Origin of the sequence: Actinomadura sp. 1N219 (assembly GCF_044326405.1) — a bacterium.
In the GTDB taxonomy this organism is placed as follows: domain Bacteria; phylum Actinomycetota; class Actinomycetes; order Streptosporangiales; family Streptosporangiaceae; genus Spirillospora.
The window spans coordinates 59961-80729 of record NZ_JBIRAY010000018.1 but is presented as its reverse complement, the minus strand read 5'-3'; the positions used below and the strand labels follow the sequence as shown (position 1 = coordinate 80729).

The 20769-nt window shown below is 71.6% G+C and carries 18 protein-coding genes and 1 pseudogene; 15 read left to right on the top strand and 4 right to left on the bottom strand.

The features are described 5' to 3' along the window. The first annotated feature begins 28 nt into the window (after positions 1 to 28). The 3 genes from ACH35V_RS37165 to ACH35V_RS37155 all read left to right on the top strand — a co-directional run bounded on the left by ACH35V_RS37165 (position 29) and on the right by ACH35V_RS37155 (position 4153). Positions 29 to 931: a hypothetical protein gene (locus ACH35V_RS37165; RefSeq protein ID WP_395979566.1), complete on the top strand. Its 903-nt coding sequence runs from the start codon at positions 29 to 31 to the stop codon at positions 929 to 931. A 238-nt stretch (positions 932 to 1169) separates the two neighbouring features. Next, complete coding sequence (locus tag ACH35V_RS37160; RefSeq protein ID WP_395979565.1) at positions 1170 to 1451, top strand: hypothetical protein; 282 nt, start codon at positions 1170 to 1172, stop codon at positions 1449 to 1451. A 257-nt stretch (positions 1452 to 1708) separates the two neighbouring features. Continuing rightward, positions 1709 to 4153, top strand: a complete 2445-nt coding sequence (locus ACH35V_RS37155; RefSeq protein WP_395979564.1) for a M28 family peptidase — start codon at positions 1709 to 1711, stop codon at positions 4151 to 4153. A 490-nt stretch (positions 4154 to 4643) separates the two neighbouring features. Here ACH35V_RS37155 and ACH35V_RS37150 read toward each other — a convergent pair whose 3' ends face one another. Beyond that, positions 4644 to 5180 (bottom strand): glycosyltransferase, encoded by a 537-nt coding sequence (locus ACH35V_RS37150; protein WP_395979563.1) that lies wholly within the window; start codon positions 5178 to 5180, stop codon positions 4644 to 4646. Between the two features lie 421 nt (positions 5181 to 5601). Between ACH35V_RS37150 and ACH35V_RS37145 the strand changes: the two genes are divergently transcribed. Together ACH35V_RS37145 and ACH35V_RS37140 are read left to right on the top strand one after the other, a co-directional pair. Continuing rightward, positions 5602 to 6255, top strand: coding sequence for a hypothetical protein (locus ACH35V_RS37145; protein ID WP_395979562.1), 654 nt, complete (start codon positions 5602 to 5604; stop codon positions 6253 to 6255). 536 nt (positions 6256 to 6791) lie between these two features. Next, positions 6792 to 7481, top strand: a complete 690-nt coding sequence (locus ACH35V_RS37140) for an alpha/beta fold hydrolase (protein ID WP_395979561.1) — start codon at positions 6792 to 6794, stop codon at positions 7479 to 7481. A 1-nt stretch (position 7482) separates the two neighbouring features. Here ACH35V_RS37140 and ACH35V_RS37135 read toward each other — a convergent pair whose 3' ends face one another. Further along, entirely contained in the window at positions 7483 to 8184 is a 702-nt protein-coding gene (locus ACH35V_RS37135) for a TetR/AcrR family transcriptional regulator (RefSeq protein ID WP_395979560.1), read from the bottom strand. A gap of 91 nt (positions 8185 to 8275) precedes the next feature. Here ACH35V_RS37135 and ACH35V_RS37130 point away from each other — a divergent pair, with 91 nt between their 5' ends. Continuing rightward, positions 8276 to 9172 (top strand): TIGR03620 family F420-dependent LLM class oxidoreductase, encoded by an 897-nt coding sequence (locus tag ACH35V_RS37130; RefSeq protein ID WP_395979559.1) that lies wholly within the window; start codon positions 8276 to 8278, stop codon positions 9170 to 9172. 887 nt (positions 9173 to 10059) lie between these two features. Here the strand turns inward: ACH35V_RS37130 and ACH35V_RS37125 are convergent. Continuing rightward, on the bottom strand, positions 10060 to 10368 hold the full coding sequence (locus ACH35V_RS37125; protein ID WP_395979558.1) for a hypothetical protein: 309 nt from the start codon (positions 10366 to 10368) through the stop codon (positions 10060 to 10062). Positions 10369 to 11065: 697 nt separating this feature from the next. Between ACH35V_RS37125 and ACH35V_RS37120 the strand changes: the two are divergent. Then, positions 11066 to 11861: pseudogene (locus tag ACH35V_RS37120) on the top strand (helix-turn-helix domain-containing protein). A 20-nt stretch (positions 11862 to 11881) separates the two neighbouring features. Here the strand turns inward: ACH35V_RS37120 and paaI are convergent. Continuing rightward, positions 11882 to 12319 (bottom strand): hydroxyphenylacetyl-CoA thioesterase PaaI, encoded by a 438-nt coding sequence (gene paaI / locus ACH35V_RS37115; RefSeq protein ID WP_395979557.1) that lies wholly within the window; start codon positions 12317 to 12319, stop codon positions 11882 to 11884. Positions 12320 to 12455: 136 nt separating this feature from the next. Between paaI and ACH35V_RS37110 the strand changes: the two genes are divergently transcribed. The 8 genes from ACH35V_RS37110 (at position 12456) to ACH35V_RS37075 (ending at position 20655) form a co-directional block, all read left to right on the top strand. Continuing rightward, positions 12456 to 12857: a nitroreductase family deazaflavin-dependent oxidoreductase gene (locus tag ACH35V_RS37110; RefSeq protein WP_395979556.1), complete on the top strand. Its 402-nt coding sequence runs from the start codon at positions 12456 to 12458 to the stop codon at positions 12855 to 12857. A gap of 177 nt (positions 12858 to 13034) precedes the next feature. Then, positions 13035 to 14231: a phosphotransferase enzyme family protein gene (locus ACH35V_RS37105; protein ID WP_395979555.1), complete on the top strand. Its 1197-nt coding sequence runs from the start codon at positions 13035 to 13037 to the stop codon at positions 14229 to 14231. A gap of 86 nt (positions 14232 to 14317) precedes the next feature. Further along, positions 14318 to 15184: an NAD(P)-dependent oxidoreductase gene (locus tag ACH35V_RS37100; RefSeq protein ID WP_395979554.1), complete on the top strand. Its 867-nt coding sequence runs from the start codon at positions 14318 to 14320 to the stop codon at positions 15182 to 15184. Positions 15185 to 15257: 73 nt separating this feature from the next. Then, the gene (locus ACH35V_RS37095) at positions 15258 to 15647 is read left to right on the top strand and encodes a VOC family protein (RefSeq protein WP_395979553.1); all 390 of its coding nucleotides are present in this window, start codon (positions 15258 to 15260) and stop codon (positions 15645 to 15647) included. A 122-nt stretch (positions 15648 to 15769) separates the two neighbouring features. After that, a complete protein-coding gene (locus ACH35V_RS37090; protein ID WP_395979552.1) occupies positions 15770 to 16654 on the top strand; it encodes a hypothetical protein in 885 nt (294 codons plus the stop codon). Further along, positions 16651 to 17817 carry a hypothetical protein gene (locus ACH35V_RS37085; protein WP_395979551.1) on the top strand — a complete coding sequence of 389 codons (1167 nt, stop codon included), beginning with the start codon at positions 16651 to 16653 and terminating at the stop codon, positions 17815 to 17817. The genes ACH35V_RS37090 and ACH35V_RS37085 overlap by 4 nt, the downstream gene beginning before the upstream one ends. A gap of 7 nt (positions 17818 to 17824) precedes the next feature. Further along, positions 17825 to 19297, top strand: a complete 1473-nt coding sequence (locus ACH35V_RS37080) for a hypothetical protein (RefSeq protein ID WP_395979550.1) — start codon at positions 17825 to 17827, stop codon at positions 19295 to 19297. Beyond that, entirely contained in the window at positions 19294 to 20655 is a 1362-nt protein-coding gene (locus ACH35V_RS37075) for an AAA family ATPase (protein ID WP_395979549.1), read from the top strand. Before ACH35V_RS37080 ends, ACH35V_RS37075 begins: the two co-directional genes overlap by 4 nt. Positions 20656 to 20769: the final 114 nt, after the last annotated feature.

Sequence of the window (20769 nt, the reverse complement as noted above, 5' to 3'; positions counted from 1 at the left end):
AGCCGGTTCAAGGCCCGAGGAGAGCGCCATGTCCGTCACGATCACCGTTCCCGATGAGACGACCGCCGGCTTCGTCGTCGCAACCGACAGGGACCCCGCCGACCTTCCGGCGGCGATCCGGCAACGGCTCCCCGGCCCGTTCGCCGCCGCGGTGTCGATCCGCCTCGGCAGTCCCCGACTCATGGTGACCTGCCACCGCGCCGCCGACTCGCCTTGGGACCTGAGCGGCGTGACGGGCGCCGACGAGGATGACGCCGACCGGGTCCGGCAGGCCACACGACACGTCGGCGTCACGTCCGTCCTGCCGGTCAGCGACCTCCCGTCGGGGCCGCATCTCGCGCGCGCCGCCGCCATGGCCGTCGCCGAGTCGCTCTGCGGCGTCCCCGTGGACGTCGCCGCCGACGAGGTCCTGCCCGTCACGCCGTTCGGACGCTTCGACGAGTTCGTCCTCGCCGACAACTGGCTCGGCGCCTCGCTGCCGCCCTACCGGAACTCCGGCCTCTGCACGGCCAAGGAGGACGACATCGACGGCTGCGCCTGCGTCGACCTCGCCACCCGCGGCCTGTACCGGTTCGGGCTGCCCGAACTGGAGATCACCGGCGTCGCCTGCCCGCATGACCTGGGCGCGCTCAACGTCCTCCGCACGACCGCGCAGCGGCTGCTGCCCCTGGGCAGGCACCCGGGCGAGCACACCCTGCCCGCCGAGCTGATGCTCACGAGCGTCGACTTCGCGACGTACTGGGGGAACCACGACTCGATATGGGACGACGGGCCCATCTCGATCCGCCTGGCGGAGGCGGCCCCCGGCCGCCTGGCCATCCGACCGCCGGCGGACTTCCCCGGCACGCTCAACGAATGGCTCTGGGACGAACTCCCGCCCGTGCTGCACGAACTCCTCAGCTGCGAACCCGACCACTCCGTCCCCACCTGACATCTGCCAGTACCGGGGCGCCGTGCGCTCCGAGCACGAGCCAGAAGTCGAGACCCACCTCTGCCGGCCGAGACCGCGCACCTGCTCCGCATACCGCCACATCCGAAGGAACCAGTCCCCCTCGGACACGCGCTGCGGGACGGTCCCGTGCTCATGACGCCGTCCCTCTGCCTCGGTCTTGAGCACCCGCGATGTCGGCTGGGCGGGCTTCGTTCTGGCCCGGAGATCGTTCCCTGCCGTGACCAGTGCCAGCGGTGGCAAACAGGTCGCCCACGTCGGAAAGGACCCTGCGGGCGCGGGCGAAAGCGTCAAACAGCGAGGTCAGGGCGTGACGCTGTCGAAGGCCGCGCCCGGTGCCCTCGAACTCATCACAGAGATCACCCCTCAACGGCACGCACCAGAAGAGCAGCCATCGAACATGTATTCGATATTGAGCGTTGCAACTCGGTGCGGGATAGGAGACGTCCAGATCGGCAATGGCACGCATGAGGCTGCGCGCCACACCAATTTGGCCAAGTAAGTGGAAACGGCGCAGTTCAGCCTACATAGCGCGAATTTATGGCCAAATGTGATGGTCCGCACGCGTTCATGAGGTGTCAATCTCGTCTTTGCAGGACGCGACGGCCGGCCACGCGCGCCGCACAGCTCCCCAAACCGTGTGCGCGCCGCCACTCCCCCGGTCCGTCGTCGCGTCGGCCGCCGCCCCGCCCCCGCGGGGCGGCCTCACCCCCGCTCTGATGGAGGCATGCGGCTGTGAAACGCAGAAATCATCTCCTGGTGACCACGGTGGTCGCCGCGCTCGCGGTGACGGGCATGGCGGCTCCCGCCATGACGTCCACCGAAGGCAGTCGAGGCTCCGGCGCCGATCCGAAGGCGGCCGCGATGGCGTCGGCGGACCGGCTGATCGCCGGGAACGCCGCCGACCTGTACACGGGAAAGGACGAGAAGTACATCCGGACCCAGGTGGTCGGCACACCGTGGGACCAGTACTACGTCGCCTATGAGCGCACCTACCACGGGCTTCCCGTGGTCGGCGGCGACTTCGTGATCGCCACCGACGGGAAGGGCCGCGTCCGCACCCTCTCGGTGGCGCAGAACCAGCAGGTCGCGGTCGGAACCACCCCGAAGGTGAGCGAGAGCGCCGCCGCGGGACGCTCCCGCACCGCGCTGACCAAGCCGGACAAGGCCGAGCTCAAGCCGCGCCTGGTCGTGCACGCCCTGGCCAAGCCCAGGTTGGCGTGGGAGACGGTCGTGTCCGGGCAGGACGGCGAGCAGCCGAGCCGGAAGAAGGTCTACATCGACGCGCTGACCGGCAAGCGGTTCGACGCGCAGGAGACCATCCAGGCGGGTACGGGCACCGGCATCTGGGGCGGCCCGAACCTGACCATCGGCACGACCCAGTCCGGCAGCACCTATTCGATGCGCGACCCGAACCGGGCCGGCATGTCCTGCGCGGACTACAGCGGCAACCGGGTCTTCACCGGCCCGGACGACGTCTGGGGCAGCGCGTCCAAGACCGACAAGGAATCCGGCTGCGTGGACGTCATGTACTCGTCCGCCGGCTTCTGGGACCTGCTGAAGTCCTTCGGGCGCACCGGCCTGCGGAACAACCAGTGGGCCCCGGCGAGGGTCGGCCTCAACGCCGTCAACGCCTACTGGAACGGCACCGACGCCCAGTTCGGCCACAACCAGCGCAACCAGTGGATCACCTCGACCGACGTCGTGGCCCACGAGTTCGGTCACGGGCTGGACAACTTCACCCCCGGCGGCATGTCCGGCGGCGGCACCCAGGAATTCGTCGGAGACGTGTGGGGCGCGGTCGTCGAGCACGCCCTCAACAACCCTTCCGACACCCCCGACTACACCGTCGGTGAGCTCGTCGACCTGGTCGGGCGGGGCCCGATCCGCAACATGTACAACCCGTCGCAGGTCAACAACGACCCGAACTGCTACTCGTCGTCCGTGCCGCAGATGGAGGTGCACAAGGCGGCGGGGCCGGGCAACCACTGGTTCTACCTGCTCGCCGAGGGCTCCCAGCCGGGTGGCGGCAAGCCGAACAGCCCGGTCTGCCAAGGCGGCCAGGTCACGGGAATCGGCGTCATGAACGCCGCGAAGATCTTCTACAACGCGATGATGCTCAAGACCTCCGGCACCAGCTACGGCCGGTACCGGACGCTGACGCTGACCGCGGCGAAGAACCTCGACGCCACCTGCGAGTCGTTCAACAAGGTCAAGGCGGCCTGGGACGCCGTCCAGCTCGGCGCGCAGTCCGGTGAGCCCACCTGCACCCCGGGTGCGACCGACGCCACCGCCTACACGGTTGGGGGCGGTCACCCAAAAGCGGCGGCGCCGCCTGACATCAACGTCGAGAGTGTCAAGGCGCACCTGCAGCAGTTCCAGACCATCGCCAGCAGCAACGGCGGCAACCGCCGCTCCACGGGCCCCGGCTACACCGCGTCGGTGTCCTACATCGAGCAGAAGCTGAAGGCCGCCGGGTTCACCGTGGCCCGCCAGGCCTGCGCGTCCGGATGCAGCGGCGGAGCCGGGCCCAACCTGGTCGCCGACTGGCCCGGCGGAAACGACAACAACGTCTACATGTTCGGCGCCCACCTCGACAGCGTCGCGGCGGGTCCAGGCATCAACGACAACGGCACCGGGTCCGCGGCCCAGCTGGAGGTCGCGCTACAGCTCGCCCAGTCCAAGCCCAGCATGCTCAACCACGTCCGGTTCGCCTGGTGGACCGACGAGGAGCAGGGCCTGCGCGGCTCGCAGTACTACGTGAGCCGCCTGTCGGCGACCGACCGGACGAAGATCAAGGGCTATTTCAACTTCGACATGGTCGGCTCGCCGAACCCGGGCTACTTCATCGACGACATCAACTCGCCGCTGGCGAAGAACCTGAAGGAGTACTTCGACTCGATCAACGTGCCGACGGAAGAGGTCGCCGAGTGCTGCAGTGACGACGGGTCGTTCCGCAGCGCCGGGATCGCCACGACGTTCCTGTTCACCGGCGCTCCGGCGCGCAAGTCCGCCGCCCAGGCGCAGAAGTGGGGCGGCACCGCGAACCAGGCGTTCGACCGGTGCTACCACCAGTCCTGCGACAGTTACCCCGCCAACATCAACACGACCGCACTCGACCGATGCTCCGACGCGATCGCCTACGCCCTATGGAAAGTCGCCGTAGGCGCCCAGCCGGCGTCCGGCAACGGCAAGCGATCGTGACCACCCCTGGGACCGGCGACACCCGGTCCCGCGACGGCTGGAGCACCGGCCGTCAGCACAGCTAGAGCGTGCCCGGTCCGGCCTTTCTCCACAGGGGGTAGGGAGGCTGGACCGGACACGCTCGCCTGAGCGACAGCCCAGAGCGGCTGTCGTCAGGCCCCTCACACCCACAGATCCTCACCGCGCTACCCGCCTGTCCCCCCGCGCGGTCAGCGAACGGCGGCAACAACCCCGCGAGATGTACGCTGCCCATCCCAAAACGCTGCCCATCCAGCCCACGCTCCCCCACCCGCCGGGCCCCGTCCGCCGGCCCGCTCGGGACCGCCGCCACCCGCCGGCATGCCGCCTGCCCCCCGATCGGCGCCGGGGGCACCGGCCCCGGCCGGACCGGCGGCCACCGCTACCCGTCCGAAAGCGCTACCCGAACCAGCGGGACGACGACGCAGCCGACTTCACAGCGACCGCGTTGCACGTACCCGTGTTTCTCCAGCTACGGGCGAAGGTCTGGGGCGCGCCGGGACCAGACGCCCGAATGAGCTGATCGGCGTGGCTGATGAGAGGACCGGAGATCGTCGCACCGGCCGCCCGGGCAGCAAGGGCCACGCGCGAGTGGAGTGCCAGTCACGTGCAGGCGGCGGTACCCGGCCGCGATCGTCTCGGGATCGTCGTCCACGTCGATCATCTCGCCCGCGGCGTCCTCCACCCCAGCGAGGGTGACCTGCGGCCCGCCGCAGCGGGTCACCAGGACCGGCAGGCCCGCGGCCACCGCCTCGACGACCGCCACCCCGAAGGTCTCCCCCCGGGACGGGTGGACGAGCACGTCATGTTCCCGCATCCGCCGCAGCGCGTCGGTCGGAGGGACGGCGCCAGTCAGTGTCACGGCGTCCCCGACGCCGAGCTCGGCCGCGCCCAGAGGTGTGCGGGTGCAGCAGAACGGGTGCAGCAGAAGAGGAGCGGTTCGGGCTGGCGGGCTGGCATCGCCGCAGGTGCTCAGGGTGATTGATGGGCGGACCGGGCACTCCCGCACCTGCCGTCGGGGCCGCCTAGACCAGGTGCAGAGCCAGAGCCCTGGTCACGGACGGAGGCGTGCGAACGAAGGGGGTGGAGTGTGGGTTGTTGGATCGGGAGCGCCGCGACAACTAGCTAAGACCGGTCGGTGAGAGGCGCGGAGTTTGAGGGCGTGGCGCCGCGGCACCAGGCTCGGGTTTCGGTCACGCCATCGGACAGCTCTCAGGGAGGGGAGGAAGTCGAAGCAGTGAGGTGCTCGTCCGTGCGGGGGTGCAGCACAATGACCTCGCGGTCGTTCGGTGGGGTCGTTCCGGGAGGGGGCGGTCTGGCGGGCGGCTGTTTCAGGCGCGGAGGGTTTTTAGCCGCGGTTCGACCTGTCTCCAACCAATTGCGGAGCACGCTCTGTGACTGCTTCATGGAATTCGAGCGAGATCCCTGGAATGGCGAACGATTCGGTGCCGGGGGCGTTGGCGAAGGTGCTGGCGGATGTTGCGGCTGAACGTGAGGCCCAGGATCGGATGTGGGGCGTCCAGGAGTTCCCGGACGGGAGCGGGCCGGAGTTCACCGAAAGCGCGGAGGAGGCCAAACGCGAATGCGCCGCCGCATGGACGCGCGGAGAGTTGACGTGGCGTCACATCCTGGCGGAGGAGTTCTTCGAGGCGCTTGCCGAGTCGGATCCTCGTGCTCTCCGGACGGAGCTCGTCCAGACGGCGGCGGTCGCGGTGAAGTGGGTGCAGTCGTTGGACCGGCGCCAAGGCGCTACGACGCATCACGGCAAGGAGGGCACCGGACACGCTGAGAAGCTGGTCCGGGATCGCATACCCGAGATCATCCGGAAGGACGGGCGGAGACCGGAGACCCGCGTCGCAGGTCCTGATGAGCATGCGGCACTGTTGCGCGCGAAGCTTTACGAGGAGGCCGGCGAGTACGTCGCTAGTGGAGATCCCGGTGAGCTTTCTGATCTGCTGGAAGTCGTCCATGCACTTGCGGCGGTTCACGGAATCTCGCCGGAGGAGTTGGAGGAACAGCGTTCGGCCAAGGCGGTGATTCGTGGGGGTTTCGTGAATCGCATTGTGCTACGGCTGCCTAGGTGATTTTGGCTCGCGCGGAGGCGCGGTAGCTGTTTCCTGGAGGCTGCGCGGGTCAGGCCCAGACTCGGCGGAGTGTCCATTGGGAGGTCGCGGCTGCGGTCACTTCGGCGACCGCTGGACCGTCCGGGGTGGCGACCTGGAGGCGGTAGTACCTCGCCTCTCCGGGCGCCTGCCACTCCTCAAGGACGCGACGCACCCGGTAGCAGCCGCGTGGGCCGGTGATCTGGGACGGTCGGCCCGTGGGCGTCGTCTCTGCGGAGACTGGTTCATCGATGAGCACGAGACGTCACCCTAGCCCGAACAGATGTTCGAGGGAAAGGTGACGCGGCGCGCTGTCAGCCCGAAGCGCAGTTCGCGGGCGACCAGCACCGCTCGTCGTTCTTCCACCACGTCGAGCGTCCGCGCGGGGCCGCATCGTCGTCTGTCCTGCGTCCGGCCGCCTTGGAGGTTGCTCCTAGATTGGGAGTGGACGCTCTGGAAATGTCGGGGGCGATCGGTAGCGTCCTCCCATCAAGGACCACCCCACGGGACGGAGACCCATGGCGACCTACACGCTCATCCCAGGCGCAGGCGGGCAGGCGTGGTACTGGCATCGGCTCGTCCCGGAGTTGCAGGCTCGGGGCCACGACGTCCTCGCCGTCGATCTTCCGGCCGGGGATGATTCAGCCGGGCTCCGCGAGTACGCCGACATCGTGGTGGAGGCGATCGGCGGTCGGACGGACGTGGTCCTGGTGGCGCAGTCGATGGGCGGCTTCACTGCCCCGCTCGTCTGCGAACGGGTCCCTGTGGACTTGCTGGTCCTGCTCAACGCGATGGTGCCGTCCCCCGGTGAAACGGGCGGTGCCTGGTGGGACAACACCGGGCAGTCGAAGGCCATGGCCGACTACGCGGCGCGGGAGGGGCGCACTCTGTCCGCGGAGTTCGATGTCAAGGAGATCTTCTTCCACGACGTCCCACCGGATGTGACGGCGGAGGCGTTCGCCCAGGGCGAGCTAGCGCAGTCGACGACACCGTTCGCGGAACCGTGGCCGCTTCAGGGTTGGCCGAGCACTCCGACCGTCTTTCTGCAAGGACGGGACGACCGGCTCTTCCCGCTCGAATTCCAGCGCCGCGTCGTGAGCGAACGGCTGGGCATTCCGGTGGACGACATACCCGGCGGACACACGGTGGCGCTCAGCAGACCGCAAGAACTCGCCGAACGCCTTGAGGAATACCGCACCCGCCTGTAGGTCAGGTGGTTTTCGCCCTGCGGTGGGCCTTCTGGCGGCAGGCGGCGCTGCAGAAGCGGGCGGGACGGCCCGTGGCGGCGGGCGTGAATGAAGTCGCGCAAAGCTCGCAATGCGTTTCGTTACGGGCCGCTATTTCGTTACGTTTCGTTGCGGGGCGCAGCGCGTCGCAGGCCAGGGACGCCATTCGTCCCGGGGGGCCGTCGCGGCGGCGGAGGCGCTCCATGAGCATGGCGCCGACCAGGAGAGTCCGGACGTCCTGCACGCTCACGTCCGGACGGACGGCGCCAGCGGACTGGGCTCGCCGGAGCAGAGCGTCAAGGGCCGTGGTGAACTCCGCGTCCTGGCCGGACTCGTCGAACGCGCCCATCTCCATCGCGAGGGCGTCGCACAGGGCGTGGTTGAACATCGCGCGCTCGACGACCCAGGTGAGGAAGCCGTAGAGGGCCTCCGCCGGGTCGTCGTCCGCGTCGATGAGGGCGTGCGCCTCGGCGATGATTCGCTCGATGCGGTCGGTGACGACGGCCTTGAACAGGGCCTCTTTGGTGGCGAAGTTTCGGTAGACCGTCCCGGCGCCGACGCCGGCCCGGCGGGCGATCTCGTCGAGCGGGACGAGGCTGCCGTCCGCGGCGAACGCCTCGAACGCCGCCTGGAGGATGCGGTCGCGATTCCGGCGGGCGTCGGCGCGCTGCGGCTGGCCGCTCACGATGTTCCCCTCCCACGGATTGACAAGCGGGGCGTACGTTCCGCTAACGTCGCTAGAAGCGGGTTGTACGTTCCGATTATAGGGAGAGCCGATGACGACGGTGGACGAGGCGAGGAAGCGGCTGGGACGGATCGGCGTGGGGCTCATGACGCCCATCGCGCCCGCCGAGGAATGGCGGCGGGCGGCGCGGCGCATCGAGGACGCGGGCTACGGGTCGATCTGGGTGAACGAGGGCATCGGCGGCCGCGAGGTGTTCACGCAGCTGAGCGTGATGCTCGCCGCGACCCGGGACGTGGTGCTCGGGTCGGCGGTCGCGAACCTTTGGGCGCGGCATCCGGCCGCCATGCAGGGCGCCGCGTCCGTGCTGGCCGACGCCTACCCGGGACGCCTCGCGCTCGGCGTCGGCGTCAGCATGGGCGTGATCGTCGAGCAGAGCGGGCAGAAGTGGACGAGCCCGCTGAACCGGATGCGCCAGTATCTGGACGACATGGACGCGGCGGTTGAGGCCGCGCCGACGCCCGAGGTGCCGTTCCCCCGGCTGGTCGCGGCATTGGGACCGAAGATGCAGGACGTGGCGCGGGAGAAGGCGGACGGCGCGCTCCCGGCGGCCATGCCCGTCGAGCACACCAGGCTGGCCCGCGAGCGGCTCGGCCCGGACAAACTGCTCGTCGTCATGCAGACCGCGATCCCGGAGACGGACCCGGAGAAGGCGCGCGGCATCGCGAGGGGGACGCAGATGCTGGAGCTTCCCGGTTCGCCGTACGTCCGCTCGCTCAGGAACCTCGGTTACGACGACGCGGCCCTCGCCGGCGGCGGGTCGGACGAGGTCATCGACGCCTGCTTCCCCTGGGGCGACGAAGACGCCATCCGGAGCAGAATCCAGGACCATCTGGACGCGGGCGCCGACCACGTGTGCGTCACGGTGTTCACCCCGGACCTGGCATCGTCCGCCGACGAGTACGAGCGCCTCGCCCGCACCCTCCTCTAGCCCTCAACCAACCAACGAACCTCCCCCGCCCGGCCGACGAACCTCCTGGGCTGATCGACCGGCCGGGCCTGCCGGACGTGACGCGATGTGAGGTGATGCCGTGCTTGGGGCCAGCGAGGCGTCGGGCGGCCGGGCAGATTCGTTCGAGCGCCTCGCCGCCGTCTCCTCCGGCCCGCGCTGGTCGAGCCCCGCCGTCCTTCTGCTCGCCTTCTAATTCCCGCTCCTCGGCGACGGCGAGCAGGTGAGCGGGCGGCTGACTCGGGCCTCGGCAGGCGAAGGCAGCAGGAGGGGCCGCCGCGCAGACCGCGGCAAGCATCTGACTCGCCGTCCCGTCCTACTCAGCCCACGCTCCCCCACCCCTCTGGCCGCCGGTCCCCGTTCGCCGGGCCCCGTCCACCGGCCCGCTCGGGGCCGCCGCCGCCCGCCGGCATGCCGCCTGGCCCGCCACCGATCGGCGCCCGGCAGCGGCCCCGGCCGGACTGCCCCGAGCCGGCCCTGTCCACTGGCCCGACCGGTGATGCTCGGCGCGGTGGTCCGGCAGCTCGCTGGGCTCAGGCCGGGCGAGCTCGATCTACGGCGATCTGTTGCCGCTTGGTGCGGTGGAGGGTGACCCGATCGGCGCCCGGCACCGGCCCCGGGCCGGACCGCCCCGAACGGGCCCCCGTCCACTGGCCCGCTCGGTGATGGTGGGCGCGGTGGCCCGGCAGGGTCGCTGGGCTCAGCGTGGACGTGCTCGATCTACGGCGACCTGTTGTCGCCTGGTGCGGCGGAGGCCGGTGATTCGCTCGTGCTGGCCGGGTTCGTGTCTTCGTGCCGGGACGCCTGTTCCCTGGCGGCGGGCCCGGAGTGTGGGGCGCCGCCGTCAGGGAGTGCGGGGCGGGGCGCGCTCAGCGTGCCTGGAGGGTGGACGCTCGGACCGCCAGGCGTTCGCGGAGCAGGTCTATGGCCTCGACGATGCGCGGCGCGGCGGCCTGGGCGCGGACGCGGCGGCCGTCCAGGTCGACGACCGCCTGGGCCAGCGCGGGGCGCGGCAGCGACGGGTCGGCCACGACACTCAGCGTGACCTGAATGGACGAGACGCCGTGCACGGAGCCCAGCGCCCGCCGGACGGCCCGTTCCGCCGCCGCCCGTTCGTGCGCCGTGACGTCGCCCGAGGTCAGGAAGCGTATCTCCGGTCTCTCACGAGTTGCGTTCATGACTCCCCCTGTTACGGTCGCCTCGGCGGTGAGGCGACTGCGGTGCGGAGTGGCGACGATGATGATCGCCTCTCTGAACAATGAAACGTCTCGTCCGTCCCAGAACTCACCCGCGCCGGACGAGAGCTTCATCACCCGCCCGCCGCGCCGGCCTCAGTGCACACGGGGTTCTGGCATGATCTGCATGACGGCGGGTCCCCGAATATTCACCGGAATGCGGGAGATCCTTCATTCGGCCGTCATACCGGTGGAACACGAAATGGCCGAGTCTCCGGATTGGCCGTCCGCGGCGCCGGAGAACACAGGCCAATTCGTGCACCATCGGCGACCCGGACGCCGAGAAATGATCAGCCGTTCGCAGGGCCGTCGGGGTTCGCCACGTTCCGCAGCCGGTCAGCCACTGACAGCACTGGTCACAGGCCGTATCCGCCGGTCGGCACCGGGACGGCCGGGCGGCGACCTTACGCCTCCGAGGTGCTATTCGTACTTCCCAAAAAGGCCGTCCCATCCTCTAACATAGGGCGGTGCCGTTGAGTGCTCCGAAGTAGACCGTCGACTGGCTGGTGACCCCTTGGCCCAGGATTCAGCTGCCCCCACACCTCCGTCCGAAGGTGATCCGGCCGGACGGCTGATCGATTATCCCCGCCGCGGCGGGCCCACGGTGCTGCGCATTCTGCTCGGCGCTCAGCTCCGCCGGATGCGCGAGGCGCGCGGAATCTCCACCGAGCAGGCGGGCTACGAGATCCGCGGTTCGCATTCCAAGATCAGCCGGATGGAGCTCGGCCGGGTCGGGTTCAAGGAGCGACGTCTCCGATCTGCTGACCCTGTACGGCGTGTCCGACCCCGCCGAGCGCGCGCCGCTGCTGGAGCTGGCGAAGGAGGCCAACACCCCCGGCTGGTGGCACCGGTACGGCGACGTCCTGGCGAGCTGGTTCGAGGTGTACCTCGGCTTGGAGGAGGCGGCCTCGCTGCTGCGCGCCTACGAGCTGCAGTTCGTCCCCGGCCTGCTGCAGACCGAGGACTACGCCCGCGCCGTCGTCCGGCTGGGCTTCTCCGACGCCGCCGAGGACGAGGTCGAGCGGCGCGTGCAGCTCCGCTCGATCCGGCAGGAACGATTCACGTCGCCGGGCGCGCCGACGCTGTGGGCGGTCGTGGACGAGGCGGTCGTCCGCCGTCCGCTGGGCGGACGCGAGGTGATGCGGCAGCAGCTCAAGCATCTGATCGAGATGTCGGAGCTGCCCAACGTGACGCTGCAGATCGTGCCGTTCGGCGCCGGCGGCCATGCCGCCGCGGGCGGCCCGTTCACGATCCTGCGGTTCGCCGAGCCCGGCCTGTCCGACGTGGTCTACCTGGAGCAGCTCACCAGCGCGCTCTACCTCGACAAGCCGACGGACGTCGACACGTACATGCGCGCCATGAACAACCTCTGCATCACCGCCGCCCGTCCAGACCGGACCGCCGACTACCTCACCACCATCCTGAACGACCTCTGAGACGTCCTCGGCGATAGCCGTCAGGTGGCGGGAGGGTCGAGGACGGGCTCGTCGCGGCTGCGGCTCCCGCCCCGGAACTCCGCGACGACTTCGCCGCCGGGGACGCGGCGCACTGTGACGTCGTAGATTCCGCTGCGCCCGTAGCGGGTGCGTTCGACTGCGGTCGCTTCTAGGACGTCCCCGGTCCGGGCGGGCGCGACGAACACGACTTCTGCGGACGCCGCGACCGTCACCGCGTCATGGGTGTTGCACGCGTAGGCGAACGCCGAGTCGGCCAGCAGGAAGACGTACCCGCCGTGGGCGATTCCGTGGCCGTTCACCATCGTGTCGCCGACCGTCATTCGCAGCCGCGCCCGTCCGGGTGCGATCTCGGTGATCTGCATGGCGAGGTCCTGCGCCACCTTGTCCCGTGCGTACATCGTCTCTGCGCATCGCCGCGCCACCTCTGCCTCGTCCACGAGGACAGGGTAGGAGAGGCGGGAATCTGAGCGTCCCGTCCGGGAAGACGATCTAGGGTTCGGCCGTTGTGGAGAAAGGTCGTGCCGGCTGCACGGCGCGTACTTGATCCGCCGAACGCGACCCCCTAGGAGAACGATGCTGCACGGGAAAGAGCACGTCGCGCGGTACCAGGAAACGGACGGCGAAGAAGGACACGAGTGGAGGGGCACCGTCACGCTGCTGCTCACCACGACGGGGCGCCACAGCGGGAAGGACCGCACGACGCCGCTCATCTACCAGCTCGACGGGGACGCCCACGTCATCGTGGCGTCCGACGGCGGGGCCGACGACGATCCGCTCTGGTACAAGAACATCCAGGCCGATCCCGAAGTGAAGGTCCAGGTGAAGGGCGACAGGTTCACCGCGCGGGCCCGGACCGCGACGCCGGACGAGAAGCCCGCGCTATGGGCGAAGATGACGGCCGTCTGGCCCGACTACGACGTGTACCAGACGAAGACGAGCCGCGACATTCCGGTGGTCGTCCTCGAACGCGTCTGAGCCGAGCGAGTTCGAGCGAACCTGAGCGAGCCTGAACGAGTTCGAGCGGAACCGGGCGAGTCCGAGCGAACCGGGCGAGTCCGAGTGGTTTCACTTTCGCGGTGCGGGGCGGGCGTGTAGCGTCGTTGTAGAACATTCATTCGACCATCGTCCGTCCGACGCAGCCGAGGTGCCGGGGTGCCGACGTCACAGAGTGCTGACACCGAGCCGCCACGACGGCTGCTGAGGCGCTGGGAGATCGACGCGCCCGGCAGCACCAGCCCACACGACGGCGCGGGCGCGCACAGCGGCGCGAGGCCACACGACGGCACGGGCGCGCGCAATGGCGCGGGCACGCATGATGTGGGCGCGCATGGCGCGGGCGCGCATGGCGCGGGCCTCGGCGACGGCGTCGGGGCGGGGCGGCGGTGCTGGCGGGTCGACACGGCGGACGGGGCGTTCTTCCTCAAGGAGTACGCCGAGCCCGACCGCCGCCGCCTGCGGTTCCGGCACTCCGTGACCGCCGCGCTGGACGAGGCCGGCCTGCCGGTCCTCGCGCCGATGCCGGCGCGCGGCGGCCGGACGCTGGTCACCGCCGCCGGGCGCGGCTACGTCCTGCAGCCGTGGGTCGGCGGACGCGGGCGCGGCGGGCTGGAGCTCACGTTCGGCCAGTGCGAGGCCCTCGGCGAGCTGCTCGGACGGCTGCACGCCGCGCTCGACCAGCTGACGCCGCCCGTCCAGCAGAGCCTGCTGATCCCGACGCCGCGCGCCGCCGACGCGGCCGCCGCGGTCGAGGAGATGCTGCGGGACGTCCCCGGCGACGGCGACGGCACCGACTTCGACGCGCTGACCGGACGCCGCCTGCGGGAGCGCCGCGACCTGCTCGCCGAGTTCGCCGACCATCAGCCGCCGGAGATCGAGGTCACGACGGTCGGCCATCTGCACGGCTCGTTCCACGCCGGGCATCTGCGGTACGGCGGGTCGGGCAATGTCACGGCGGTCCTCGGCTGGGGGTCGCTGACGACCGGTCCCGTCGCGGGCGAGGTCGTGCGGGCGGCGGCGCGGCTGTTCGCGTGCGACGACGAGCGCGGGCTCGACCTCGACCGCGTCCAGGCGTTCGTGCGCGGCCACCGCTCGGCGTTCCCGCTGGACGCCGGGCAGATCCAGTCGGCGGTGCACCGGGAGTGGTGGGAGCGGCTCTGCGACGTGGCGCCGCTGCGGCACCGGTACCTGGGCGAGGACGGCGAGGACGGCGCGGACGGCGCCGCCGGGCGCGGATCCGCCGCTCTCGTGTCCTGGTGGTCGGCGCAGCTCGACCGGACGCTGGACGCGTTCGCCGCCCCGTACGCCGCCGCCTACGCGGACGCGCCCGGCGACAGCCCCGCGTTCGGCTAGCCTGCGGCCACACTCCGGCGCGACCTGGGTAGGGACGCGTCGCGTGAGAGAAATTCTGGAACGAAACAGTCTAAAAGGAGTGCACGATGACCGCAGTCGCGATGCTCGGCACCGGGATCATGGGCGCGGCGATGGCCCGGAACCTGCTCAAGGACGGCCATCGGGTGGCGGCGTGGAACCGCACCCGGTCGCGCGCCGAACCCCTGGCAGCCGACGGCGCAACCGTGACCGACTCCCCCGCCGAGGCCGTCTCCGGCGCCGACGTCATCATCACGATGCTCGACGATGGCGAGACGGCGATGTCGGTGATGGCGCAGGCGGTGCCGGAGCTCCGGGCCGGGCAGGTCTGGGCGCAGATGGGCACGGTCGGCGTCGCGAACGTGCCGCGCCTCGCGGGGTTCGCCGCCGAGCACGGGCTCACGTTCGCCGACGCGCCCGTCCAGGGGACGAAGCAGCCCGCCGAACAGGGGAAGCTGGTCGTCCTCGCGGCCGGGCCGGAGGCGGCGCGGACCGTCCTCGACCCCCTCTTCGGCGCGCTCGGGTCCAGGACGCACTGGCTGGACGAGGACGGCGCGAGCGGCGCGGGCACCCGGCTCAAGCTCGCCGCCGTGAGCTACGCGATCTCGCTGACGTCCGTCATCGCCGAGTCGGTCGCGCTGACCGAGGGCCTCGGGCTCGACCCGTCCCTGTTCGGCGAGGTCCTCGCGGGCGGCCCGCTCGACTGCGGCTATCTGCAGGTGAAGATGAAGGCGATGCTCGCGGACGACTTCGAGCCGAGCTTCGCCGTCCGGAACGCGGAGAAGAACACCCGGCTGATCCACGAGGCCGCCGAGTCCGCCGGGATCCGGGTGGACGTGAACGACGCGTCCGGGGCGCGGTTCCGGCGCGTCATCGAGCAGGGGCACGGCGACGAGGACATGGCCGCCACGTACCGCGCGAGCTTCCCGGCCTGATCCGAGCACCAGAAGCCGCCGGAGCGCGTGGCGGTGCCGGACGGGCGGCCGGCAGGGGCCGAGGATGAGGGGCATGGACGTTCTGAGCAGCCGCATCCTGCTGCGACCGGCCGATCCGGCCCGCGCCCAGCGCTTCTACCGTGACGTGCTCGGGCTCGCCGTGTACCGCGAGTTCGGCCCGGCCGACTCGCCCGGCGTCGTGTTCTTCCTCGGTCCCGGGTTCCTGGAGGTGTCGGGCCACGGCGCGGGCGGGACGGGCTCGTCCCCCATGATCTGGCTCCAGGTGCGGGACGTCCGGGCGGAGCACGAGCGGCTCGCGGCGGCCGGGGCGCGCGTCACGCGGGAGCCGCGCGAGGAGCCGTGGGGCCTGGTCGAGATGTGGATCGAGGACCCCGACGGCGTCAAGATCGTCATCGTGGAGGTCTCGGACGCCCATCCCCTCCGCCGCGACCCCCGCTCCTGACCACGGCGACCACGGCGACCACGGCGACCACGGCGACCGCGACGACCGCCGCGACCGCCGCGACCGCGGACGAAAGCTGGAAAAGGCTGGAAGTGTCGGGCGGCGGCTGTACTGTCGGCCGCATGTCCAGGCCCCCCGGCGTTCCGACCCCCGACGAGCTGGAAGCGCGCATCACCGAGCTGCGCGCCGCCGTCCGGCGGGCCGTGGCGGCGGGCGACCGGCGGAAGGCCCGCGAGCTGCGCGCCGAGCTGCGGAAGGCGGAGCGGGCTTGGGACGACGCCGTCCTCGGCGACGCCACCGACGACCCCGGAGCCGACGGACGCGGCGACGCGGAGCGTGGGCTCCTGCCAGTCCGCGAGCAGGTCCACCAAGCGCTGACCCTTCTCGGCGCGCCCGCCGCGCCGAAGCTGATCGGGGCGGTGTACTCGGTGTTCTTCCCTGGCGAGATCTCGTCCACCCGGTTGACGAGCCTGCGGCGCGACGAGGAGCGCTCGTTCCGCACCGCCCCCTACGCGCGGCCCTACTATCTGTGCGCCGCGCTGACCGCCGACCTGCTCGCGCCCGCCCGCGGGCTGCTCACTGTGAGCACGTGGCCGTTGGAGCAGCGGATCGTCGGCCCGCTGAGCCCGCGCACCGACTTCCTGACCGCCGCCGCCCGGCTCGCCGAGCACGCCGAGCGCTCCGCCGGACGCGGGACGACGCCGTCCCCCGAAGTGCAGAGGCTCCTGTGGCGTTTCGCGTCCAACATTCCCGGTGCCGCGACCGGTACGGTCGGTACAGCCGATCCGGCCGTGCTCGCCGAGGCCGCCCGGGCCGAGCTGGACGTGCACCGGGAGCCCGACCGGCGGCGGCGCGAGTCCGCCGCGCGCCGCGCCCGGGACCGGCTCGACGACGCGGAACGGCTCTTCGGCAGCCGGCTCCGGGCCGTGCGGGGTTCCGGACGGAGCCCCGGCCGACGCCCAAGCTCCGCCGCCAGCCCCGCAATAAGTGGAGAGACGGACCGATGACCGATACCGCGCCTGACCTGGACCGGCTGCGCGGCGGGACGCCCCCGCGCAACCACGACGCCCGCACGATCGCCGCGCTGACGTCCAACCCCGGCTGCGCCCGCCGCGGCGTGATGGACGCGGCCGGCGTCGACAAGGACGCCGTCGCGCGGGAGCTGGGCTTTCCCGCGCCGTTCGGGCAGTCGCAGTTCGCGATCACGCGCGGGAACGTGTTCGAGGCGCAGGTGAAGGCGGACGGCTGCGCGGAGCTGCTCACGCTGCTGCGCGACCGGCTCGGCCTCGACGTCCCGGAGGTCGCCTACGACGACCTGGAGGTGGTCGCCGGGAACGAGGGCCGCGAGCTGCGGCATTCGCGCACCCGCCGGCTCCTCGCCCGTGCGCTGGAGACCGGCGAGGGCACGCTGTTCGACCATCCGCTGCTGCGGCTGGAGATCGCCGGGCGTCCCGCATACCTGGAGCCGGACGTCATCGCGTTCCAGCTCGCGGGCCGGCTGCACGTCATCGAGATCAAGTCGTTCGCCGTCGTGGACGGGCAGGCCGAGGCGGAGCAGGTCGCCGCGGCGGCGCGCCAGTCGGCCGTGTACGTGCTGGCGCTGCGCCGCCTCGTGACCGAGCTGGGACACGATCCGGGACACGTCTCGCACGACGTGTTCCTCGTCTGCCCGGAGAACTTCTCCAACCGTCCGACCGCGACGCCGCTGGACGTGCGGCCGCAGCTCGCCGTCCTGGAACGGCAGCTCGCGCGCCTCACCCGCGTCGACGAGATCCTGGCGAAGCTGCCCGCCGACCTGACGTTCGAGCCCGGGGAGGCGCTCGCCGCGTCCGTCCGGGCGGTGGACGCGCGGTACGCGCCCGAATGCATGGCGGGCTGCGAGATGGCGCTGTTCTGCCGGGACGAGGCGCGGGCGTGCGGCGAGACGGGGGCGCTCGGCCGGTCCGTCCGCGACGACCTCGGCGGGGTCGACACGATCGGGACGGCGCTCGGGCTGGCGGACGGGTCGCTGACGCCGTCCGACGACCTGGCGGAGACGGCCGGGCAGCTCCGCGCGGCGGCCCGGCTGCGCGCCGAGGCCCTGCACGAAGGCGCGCACGGCGCACCGCACGAAGGCGCGCACGGTGCGGTGCGCGAAGGCGCGCACGTCGCTCTGCACGGGGTCGCGTGATCCGACGATGAGCGCGCTGACCTCGCTCGCCCGGCTGGAGGCGACGGCCGCCGGGGTCGCGCGGCCGCTCGCGACGGTGCGGCACTGCCATGTGTCGGACGCGCCGCTGGTGCTCGTCCCGCTGAAGCTCGCCGGGGAAGCCGCCGCGCCGCTGGCGGTCATGGCCGGAAGCAGGCCGGACGACCCGTCGCTGCTGGTCGTGCCGCAGCCGCGCAACCGCGATCTGCGGTTCGCGTTCGCCGCCGGCTTCGCCAGGCTCGTCCTGAACCACGTCGAGACGAGCCACGGCGCGGTGGAGGAGCTGCCGCCTGCCAAGGACGGCGAGGAACGTATCCGGTACGGGAACGCGCCGCAGTTCCTCGTCCCGAACCGGGGCGGCGTCGCGTTCCTGCGGCTGATGGGACGCTCGACGCGGTTTCGCAGCACTGAGGGCCCGTACGCGGTAGACCCAGCGGTCCCGGTGCTCGGACGATGGCTGACGTGGTTCGCCGACCGGCACGACCATCCCGGGTCGTCGCTGCTAGGCGCCATGACGGAAATGCTGAGGCTGCACTGGGCGACGGGCCAGAGCTCTCTGGAGGACGGCAACCTCGCCGCCCTGATGGGCTGGATCGACCCGCCGGACGGCCTGGACGGCCCGTCCGCCGCGGCCCGCGCTGAAGACCCGGTGGTCAGCCCCCCGGCGGGCCCCGCGACCGACCCCACGTTCGACAACGAGGTCCTCGCCCCTGCGGTCGCCGCCTACGACCGAGCGGGCCCCGGCTCCGCCGCCGAAGAACGCCTGCGCACGGCCCTGGCCGGCCAGCTCACCCCGACCTGGGACCTGATGTGGCGCGCCGTCGAACTCCTGCGCGCCCTGCCGGAAGGCGCGAGCGTGCCACAGCGCTGGGAGCGCGACCGGGACGCCTTCACCTACTACCACCAGACGTTCGGCGAGGCGTATCCGCAGGCGCGCCGCGATCCTCCCGTCCGGGCGGCGCGGCGGCTGCACGACCTCGAACGCGCCCAGGACGCCTACGACGCGCAGCGCGCCTTCGACGATCCGCTGGTCATGGCCGAGCACCGGCTGTCGGGCCAGGCGTTCGGCGGCGTCGTCGCCGAATGCGACCCGACCCGCCTGGACGAGACGGGCAAGCGCCCCAAGCTCCGCCCGCACCTGCGCGTCAGCACGCAGGACCCGGTGCGCCTCGACGCCGGGACGACCGTGTGCAACGCGGCACGTCCTGCCCTCAAGGGAAAGATCATGGAGATTGACGACGGCGCGATCCTGCTGGAACTGACGGGCGGGATGGGGCGCAAGCTCACGCCCGAGCCGGGCGCCGTCCCCCAGGTCGGCGACCGGGTGTGCTTCACCTCCCTCACGGACGGCTCGTTCGGCGCGGCGAAGTTCCCCGACCGCGAGGACACGCCGTGGACGCACGGCGGACCGCCCGAGGAGTACGTGCCGACCAACGAGGACGCCAAAGAGGACTGGTCGTGACCGAACACGCAACCCGCCACCTCGCACCGGCTCCGGCACCAGCGCCGGCGGACGAGCTGAACCCGTCGGAGGCCGCGGCGCAGGTCGTCGGCGACGTCCTCGCCGACCTGGGTGGCGGACATCGCGGCGTGGTGGTCGACTCCCCGCCCGGCGCGGGCAAGTCGACGCTCGTGGTCCGCGCCGCCGCGCACCTGGCCGAGGCCGGCGAGCGGCTGATGATCGTCGCGCAGACGAACGAGCAGGTCGACGACCTCATCGAGCGGATCGCCGGCAAGCACCCCGGCATCACGCTGGGCCGCCTCTCGGCGTCGGGGTACGTGCCGTCCGAGCGGGTCCTGGCGCATCCGGCGGTTCGGGTCGCGCAGAAGGCCGGAGACCTCGCCGAGCACACCGTCGTGATCGCCACCGCCGCGAAATGGGCGACGCTGTCCGAGGGGTCCTGGCCGTGGGCGATCGTGGACGAGGCGTATCAGATGCGCTCCGACATGCTGCTGCGCATCGCCGGACGCTTCGAGCGCGCCCTGTTCGTCGGCGACCCGGGCCAGCTCGACCCGTTCTCCACGGTCGAGGTCGAACGCTGGGCGGGCCTGACCTGGGACCCGATGCGCAGCGCCGTGTCCGTCCTGCTGGCGCACAACCCGGACCTGCCCGTCCACCGGCTGCCGGTGTCGTGGCGGCTGCCCGCGTCGGCCGCGCCCGTCGTGTCGGACGCGTTCTACCCCTTCACCGGCTTCCGCGCCGGGACGGGCCCCGGCGACCGGCGGCTGGAGTTCGGGGCGCGCGGCATGGGCACCACCTATGACCGGGCGCTCGAAGAGGCCGCCGCCACCGGCTGGTCGCTCTACGAGCTGCCCGCGCGGCACACGCTCCGCACCGACGCGGAGGCCGTCCGCGCGACGGCGGCGCTGGCCGTCCGGCTGCTGCAGCGCGGCCCCGTCGCGCACTCCGAGCTGGGATCGAGGCCGGTGGACGCCGCGCGCATCGCGGTCGGCGCGGCCCACCGCGACCAGGTCACCGCGATCCGCGCCGCGCTCGGCCCGCACGGCGACGGCATCACCGTCGACACCGCGAACCGGCTCCAGGGCCGCGAATACGACGCGACGGTCGTCCTGCACCCGCTGTCGGGACGCCGCGACGCCACCGCGTTCCACCTGGAGTCGGGGCGGCTGTGCGTCCTGACGTCACGGCACCGGCACGCCTGCGTGGTCGTGGCGCGGGCGGGGATCCCCGAGCTGCTGGACGCGCACCCTTCCGCCGAGCCGGTGCACCTCGGCGTGCCGGTGAAGTTCCCGGACGGCTGGGAGGCCAACCAGTCCGTCCTCGCGCACCTGGCCCGGCACCGCATTCCGGGAGACTAGCCGCGCGGGCCCGGCCGTCGCGGGACGAAGATCTTCTTCGTGTCGAAGATCGCGCCGACGGGTACGAGCCGACCGCCCGGACGGATACTGTGAGTTCCGGGGTGCCTCAGCGAT